At 72.4% G+C, this 7,030-nt stretch carries 5 protein-coding genes; 2 read left to right on the forward strand and 3 right to left on the reverse strand.

The genetic code is table 11. From position 1 onward, the window contains the following. Nucleotides 1–419: 419 nt before the first annotated feature. A complete protein-coding gene (locus ACFCV8_RS22940) occupies nucleotides 420–1,658 on the reverse strand; it encodes a DUF5685 family protein (RefSeq protein ID WP_376687278.1) in 1,239 nt (412 codons plus the stop codon). 307 nt (nucleotides 1,659–1,965) lie between these two features. Here ACFCV8_RS22940 and ACFCV8_RS22945 point away from each other — a divergent pair, with 307 nt between their 5' ends. Then, entirely contained in the window at nucleotides 1,966–2,403 is a 438-nt protein-coding gene (locus tag ACFCV8_RS22945; RefSeq protein WP_376687279.1) for a cell division protein SepF, read from the forward strand. Between the two features lie 46 nt (nucleotides 2,404–2,449). On the opposite strand, the gene ACFCV8_RS22950 is transcribed toward ACFCV8_RS22945, so the two are convergent. Both ACFCV8_RS22950 and ACFCV8_RS22955 read right to left on the reverse strand, forming a co-directional pair. Further along, nucleotides 2,450–3,646, reverse strand: a complete 1,197-nt coding sequence (locus ACFCV8_RS22950; RefSeq protein WP_376687280.1) for an acyl-CoA dehydrogenase family protein — start codon at nucleotides 3,644–3,646, stop codon at nucleotides 2,450–2,452. Nucleotides 3,647–3,719: 73 nt separating this feature from the next. Continuing rightward, entirely contained in the window at nucleotides 3,720–5,429 is a 1,710-nt protein-coding gene (locus ACFCV8_RS22955; protein WP_376687281.1) for an MFS transporter, read from the reverse strand. Nucleotides 5,430–5,962: 533 nt separating this feature from the next. On the opposite strand from ACFCV8_RS22955, the gene ACFCV8_RS22960 reads away from it, so the two are divergent. After that, nucleotides 5,963–6,955: a phosphatase PAP2 family protein gene (locus tag ACFCV8_RS22960; RefSeq protein ID WP_376687282.1), complete on the forward strand. Its 993-nt coding sequence runs from the start codon at nucleotides 5,963–5,965 to the stop codon at nucleotides 6,953–6,955. Nucleotides 6,956–7,030: the final 75 nt, after the last annotated feature.

The raw sequence follows: 7,030 nt of genomic DNA on the forward strand, positions 1-7,030 counted from the left end.
TGGATGCAGAGATCGGACACGGGTGTGCCTTCGGCCGTCGCACAACGCGGACCGGGCCCCTCAGCGCCGGTCCACCCCCGAGACAAGCGCTGCCGACGGCGTGTTGTCAACGCCCGTCCACACTGTGGGCCTTACCACCGGGCTCGGTTGACGGTTGGTCGGATGCCTGTTCCACTGGGGCCATGCATCCGCAGCAGTGGCTGGTCAAGCGCTCCCACATCGACTTCGGTCGCGTGTGGTCCGCCTCCTGTTGAGCCGACCCCCTGCGTCTTCGCGCTTCTTCGCCCCGGGCCCCGTACGGCGCCCGGGTGCCGCTTCCCACGCGCCTTCGGCGCGCAACGCCGCTTCGCCCCTCCCCTCATCTCGCCTCGCCGTACGGCCCGTGGTTCGCCGCACCTCGGCGCGTCGCCCCGTCCGGGTCAGCAACCGCAGTCGCATCCGCAATCGCAGCAGTCGCATCCATCACAGCAGTCCCCGCAGTTACTGCAACAGTCACACGCCTCGCAGCAGTCTCCGCAGTCGCATTGGCTGCAGAGGCCCTCGCGGCGCTGATGGCTCCACGGGTCCTCGAACGTGCCGCAGCACATCTGGCAGGTGCAGGCCAGCCCGGCCCAGACGAGACAGCCCGCGATGAGACCGCGCCGGTCGCGCGGCGGCTCCGGCGGGAGCTGCGGCGGGCTCACGGGGCCGCCGGGGCCCGGTGCGTACGGGTTGCCCGGCGGCGGCCCGAAGGATCCGTCCGGGCGGGTGCCGGTCACCGCGGCCCCGTCCAGGAGTACGCCGTCCGCCCGGTGCGAGCACGCCTCGGTACCGAAGGCCCGGTCCACCGACCGGCGCAGCTCGTGCGCGAGCAGCACATGGGCCAGCTTGGCATCGGTGAACTCGGCGTCGCGCAGCGCCAGCCGCACCCCGTGCAGCGCGTCGTCGCACAGCCGTCGCGCCTCGGCGCGCGAGGTGCCGGTCGCGGTCAGCGGGTTCCACGCACCCGACGCGGCGTCGGCCGCCTGGTCCTCCACGGCGTCCAGCAGATGTGCCAGGCGTCCGAAGAGGCGGCCGGCCTCGGCGAGCGGTTCCGCGTTCCGCGGCTTCCCGGCGAGTACCGCGGTGTGCGCGAAGGCGGCCGCGGTGGCGGTCTCGGTGGGTTCGGTGACAGTGAGCAGCGAGGTGCCCGGACCGGCGGCCAGCTCGATGCCGGTCTGCCGGTCGACGGCGTCCACCAGCAGTGCCGTGTCGAAGCCGAGCCGGGCCCCGGCGCGCGCCCCGGCCCTGTCCCAGCCCGCGGCGACCCGGCGCGCGGCGGCCGCGACCGGACGGCGCCTCAGCAGGCCGTCCCCGTCCGCGACATGGTCCCGGACCTTCGCCGAGGCGAGCACCAGGGAGACGGCGGCGGCCAGCCGGGCCCCCTCGCCCCGGGCGACCGGGGCGGTGCGCATGGCGCGCAGCGGGCAGGGGCCCGCCGTACGCCGCCATCCGGTGGTGCGCTCGGACTGGGCCTCCGTCAGGACGGAGACGATCAGCCCGTCATAGTTCGTCACGACTCTGGCGAATTGTCCGTGGTCGGAGCGGAGGGCCAGGCAGAGTCCGCAGAGGTGCGCCATCCACTCGATCCTGAGCCCTTCGGACAGGCGATGAGTGCAGGGCCTGACGATTCCGAACACGACGATCCCCCGAGAGTCCTTCTTCTGTGCGCCGGGCTCACGCGGCCGGGCGACAGGCATCGTATTCGAGCGTTCCCCCACCCGTACGCCCCCGGCCTCACCCGTACGGCCCGAAGCATCATATTTTCTTTCCTTCAGACTCCCGATGCGGGAGAAACCCTGACGAATCGACAGATCCTCTGCACCAGTACCGTCACGAAACCCCTGCGCGCCGACTATCCACTTGGCGCACGATCCGCATCATGGACGACCATAGGGAGACGAAAGAGATGCGGACATCACGGAACCGCGGTGAGAGGAGGCGTCCATGGGATCGGTGCGCAAGGCAAGTGCCTGGCTGGGCCTCGTGGAGGACAACGACGAGCGGTACTACGACGACGAGTACGCCGAGGGCGCACAGACCGGGACCGGTCCGGCCTGGGTGACCGACCCGCGGATGCAGGTCGCGGCGGAGGCCGCCGAGGAGACGGACCGCCGGATCGCCACCGTCACCCCGGACAGCTTCCGGGACGCGCGGGCCATCGGCGAGCTCTTCCGGGAGGGCGTCCCCGTGATCGTCAACCTCACGACCATGGACCCCACGGACGCGAAGCGGGTCGTCGACTTCGCGGCCGGCCTGATCTTCGGACTGCGCGGCTCGATCGAGCGCGTGGCCACCCGGGTCTTCCTGCTGAGCCCGGCAGACACCCAGATCGTCACCGAAACCGCCGGCCGGCCGGCCGACGGCTTCTTCAACCAGAGCTGAGCGAGGTGCTCGCCGGACGGCCCGGGGGCGGACGGGACGCCGCCTCCTAACGGAAGGCATCCAGACCGGTGAGCGCCTTGCCCAGCACCAGCTGGTGCATCTCCACGGTCCCCTCGTACGTGAGCACCGACTCCAGGTTCGTCGCGTGGCGCATCACGGGGTACTCCAGCGAGATCCCGTTGGCGCCGAGGATCGTGCGCGCGGTACGGCAGATCCCGATCGCCTCCCGCACATTGTTGAGCTTCCCGAAACTGACCTGCTCCGGGCGGAGCCTGCCCGCGTCCATCCGCCGTCCCAGGTGGTGGGCGAGCAGGATGCCCTTGTGCAGCTCCACGGCCATGTCCGCGAGCTTGGCCTGGGTGAGCTGGAAGCCGCCGATCGGCCGGCCGAACTGCTCCCTGGTCCGCGCGTAGTCCACCGCCGCCTCGAAGCTGGCGCGGGCCGCGCCCATGGCGCCCCAGACGATGCCGTACCGGGCATGGCCGAGACAGCTGAGCGGACCGCGCAGACCGGTGACGCCCGGGAGTACGGCATCGGCGGGCAGCCGCACCTCGTCGAGGACGAGCTCGCTGGTGACCGAGGCACGCAGCGACCACTTGTGCCTGATCTCCGGAGCGGAGAAGCCCGGGGTGCCGGCCGGCACGGCGAATCCGCGGATTCCGTCGTCGGTCTGCGCCCAGACCACGGCGACCCCGGCGACCGAACCGTTGGTGATCCACATCTTGCGGCCGTTCAGCACCCAGTCCCCGCCGTCACGGCGGGCATGGGTCCGCATTCCGGCCGGGTCGGAACCGTGGTCCGGCTCGGTGAGCCCGAAGCAGCCGATGATCTCACCGGCCGCCATGCCCGGCAGCCAGCGCAGGCGCTGCTCCTCGGAGCCGAAGCGGTGGATGGCGTACATGGCGAGCGAGCCCTGCACGGAGACCAGGGAGCGGATGCCCGAGTCGGCCGCCTCCAGCTCCAGGCAGGCCAGCCCGTACTGGACGGCGGTGGCGCCCGCGCAGCCGTACCCCTGGAGGGACATCCCGAGCGCGCCGAGCGAACCCAGCTCGCGGGCCAGCTCCCGGATGCCGGGCAGCTCGCCGTTCTCGTACCACTCGGCGATGTGCGGCAGGACCCGGTCGGCGGCCCAGTCGCGGACGGTGGCCCGGATCGCCAGGTCCTCGGCGCCGAGGAGGTCGTCGATGCCGAGCGGGTCGGCGGGGTCGAAGGGAGGGAGTTTCGAGGGCTCGGTGCTGGACACGTGGATGCCTCCGGCGGCTCGCGCGACGCTAAAACTAGCAGTGGTAGTTACGAACTCGCCCCGACGTTACGGCTCAGTGCGCCGCCCGTCCAGAGCCGGTCGCCCCCGCGGGTCGGCGCCGCCCCTGCCGCGGCAGCGGCCGCTGGGCGCAGCCGGGTCCGGCGCTCTCGCCCGGTGCTTCGAGGCTCTCGCGCGCCGTCTGCGTACCGGCCGGAGCCGGCTCCCCCTCGGGCGCCGGCGGCGGGCAGTCCATCCGCCGCGGCAGGCGCAGCGCGGCGAACGCCCCGGCCAGCAGCAGGGCGGCGCTGACCAGCAGCGTGACGTGCAGTCCGGTGACGAAGGAGGTGCGGGCGGTGGAGCGCAGCAGCGCGCCCAGCGGCCCGCCGAGCTCTTCCGCCACCTGGTACGCCTCGCCCAGCGAGTGGGCGGCGGCAGCACGGGCCCCGGCCGGGACACCGGCTTCGGGAAGCTTCGAGAGGCCCGGCGCGTAGGCGGCGTTCATGACGCTGCCGAGCAGGGCGATCCCCATGCCCGCGCCGAGCTGGTACGAGGTCTCGCCGATCGCCGCCGCCCCGCCCGCCCGGTCGGCGGGGGCCTCGCTGAGCATGGACTCGTACGCCCCGAAGAGCGTGCACTGGAGCCCGAAGCCGAGGAAGACGAAGGCCACCACGAGCAGGAGGGGCCGGTCGTGCTGGCCCATCGCGGTCAGCACGAGCACCGAGACGGCGGTGAGCACGAAGCCCCAGCCGACCATCCGGCGCGGGCCGGCATGGCGCAGGGTGTACGAGCCGGTGGCGCCCGCGGCCATGGCGGCCAAGGTGAGCGGCAGCAGCCGCAGACCGGTCTCCAGCGGGCTCAGGCCGAGGACGAGCTGGAGGTACTGCACCGCTATGAGCTCCAGCCCGACCAGGGCCAGCATGGCGAGGACGATGCAGCCCACCGCGGTGGAGAAGGCGGGCCGGGTGAACAGCCCGATGTCGATCAGCGGGTTCGCGCGCCGCTTCTGACGGCGTACGAACACGACGAGCAGCACCGCCCCGATCAGCAGTGGAGCGAACGCGGCCAGGGTCGGCGCCCCTTCGCCGGTGCCCACCCGCTTCACGCCGAGGACCACCCCGAGCACCCCGGCCGCCGCCATCAGCGCGCCCAGCACGTCCCACGGGCCGTCGTGGCTGCCGCGCGACTCGGGCAGGAGCAGCCGCCCGACCGGCAGGACCAGCGCCATCAGCGGAACGTTGATCAGGAAGACCGAGCCCCACCAGAAGTGTTCGACGAGGAAACCGCCGACGACCGGGCCGGCGGCGGCACCCACCGCCGAGACCGCGCTCCAGATGCCGATCGCCACGGCCCGTTCGTGCCGGTCGGGAAAGACCTGGCGGAGGATCGACAGCGTCGCGGGCATGATCATCGCGCCGCCGACCCCGAGCAGCGCGCGCGCCGCTATGAGGACACCGGGGCTCCCGGCCATCGCGGCGAGTGCGGAGGCGACGCCGAAGAGGGCGTAGCCGAGCAGCAGCACCCGGCGGCGGCCGACCCGGTCGCCGAGGGTGCCGAAGAGGACCAGGAGCGAGGCGCAGACGAGCGGATAGGCGTCGACGATCCAGAGCAGGGCGCCCGCGTTCGGCCGCAGGTCCTCGGTGACGGCGGGGACGGCGACGTGGAGCACGGTGGAGTCGAGCGCCACGAGCAGGAGGCTGAGGCAGAGGACGACGAGGACGACCCATCGATGGGCACCGTCGGCCGATGGGCGCAGCCGGAATCGGCCTGCGGTCGTCCCGGACATGCATGTACCTCCCAAGGTCCTCGCGCGCGGCGGGCCAACCGGGGGTGCGGCCGTTCGCCGCCCCTCATGGCCCGGCATCGACGGGCGAGTGATCCGTCAGCGTACGCGAGTTCGGAGCCCTTACACGTGGCCCAACTCATACCCGTTCGGGCCGTGCGATGTGGCGTGGGCCACGCCGGACCGGCGCCGGGACCTGCGGGGACACCCCCTCCGTACCCGGCACAGGACGGTACTCGGCCCGCTGTGCGGTCCGTCCGCCGGGCCCGGCCGGAAGCGGCGGGTGACCGGTCCGGCACGTTCCGTTCCACCGCCGCGAGCGGACGGATAAATTCATACCGGCACCTCCCGAGCTTTTCCGTCCACGGCCAAACACCCTTCCGAAATGCGTGCGAAATCAATAACGGAAGGACCCGCCGGGGCGCCTCCACGGGTCAGGAATTAAGACCTCACTGAGACATAGTCCACATCACATCGTCATCACGAAGAGACCGGATCGCCCTGGTCCCGCACTAACTCGCTGTAACGTCGATTGGGTGCGTACCGACATCTTTGCCCGGCTGGACCGGGAGCCGGAGCCGCCGAAGATAGAGCCACCGCGGATGAGCCGTCACCGCATCGCGCTCTTCGGCGGGACGTTGGCGTTCTATCTCGCCATCGTCGTGGCCGTGCTGGTCTCGTCCTGGCTTGTGACTCTGGACTGGAAGGTCATGCTGTTCCGGCCGTACCAGCAGTGGCCGGAAATCCACGCGTTCCTCGACTACTACGTCGTGCTCGGCCAGCGCGGGCCCACCGCGACCATGGTCGCCTGCTGGCTCGGCTGGCGCTCCTGGCGGCAGCACACGCTGCGGCCGCTGCTGACGCTGGGCGCGGCTCTGCTGCTGCTCAATGTGACGGTCGGCGCGGTCAAGATCGGCCTGGGGCGCCTCGGACCGCACTACGCGACCCAGATCGGCTCCGCCGAGCTCTTCGCCGGCGGCGACATATTTCCCTCCGGGCACACCGCCAACGCGGTGGTGACCTGGGGAATCCTCGCCTATCTGGCGACCACTCCGAGGGCCCGGCGGTACCTCTCGGCGATGTCGGCGATCGTCTCGCTCGGCGTCGGCCTCACCACCGTCTATCTCGGTACGCACTGGCTGAGCGACGTTCTGCTGGGCTGGGCCGCCGGGCTGCTGATCATGCTGGGGCTGCCCTGGGTGGAGCCGCTGATCACCCGGGCCGAGGCCTGGATCTTCGCCCAGCGCGAGCTCCTGGGGCTGGGCCGTCCCGCCCCCGCCGTGCCGGTGGCGGCCGGCGGCCCGCTGACGGTGCCGCTGCCGCAGCAGGACAGCGGCGAGGTCCCGGCGCAGAGCCCGGCACAGAGCCCGGAGCCGGTCGCCGCGAGCGGGCGCCCGCGTACGCACGCGTCGCATCCGGTGCGCTCGGAGCGGACCCCGGTCACGCCGGCCGGCAGCCGCCGCCCTCCGCACGCGGACCGCACCCCGCGCGGCGGTACGGCCCCGGCCCGGCCGGTGGCCGGCAGCTGAGCCCCGGCGCGCCGGGAGGCCGGTACGCACCACCGCCCCCTGGCACGCAGGAAGGCCCCGACTCCGGTCGGGGCC

Origin of the sequence: Streptomyces sp. NPDC056347 (assembly GCF_042262625.1) — a bacterium.
In the GTDB taxonomy this organism is placed as follows: Bacteria; Actinomycetota; Actinomycetes; order Streptomycetales; family Streptomycetaceae; genus Streptomyces.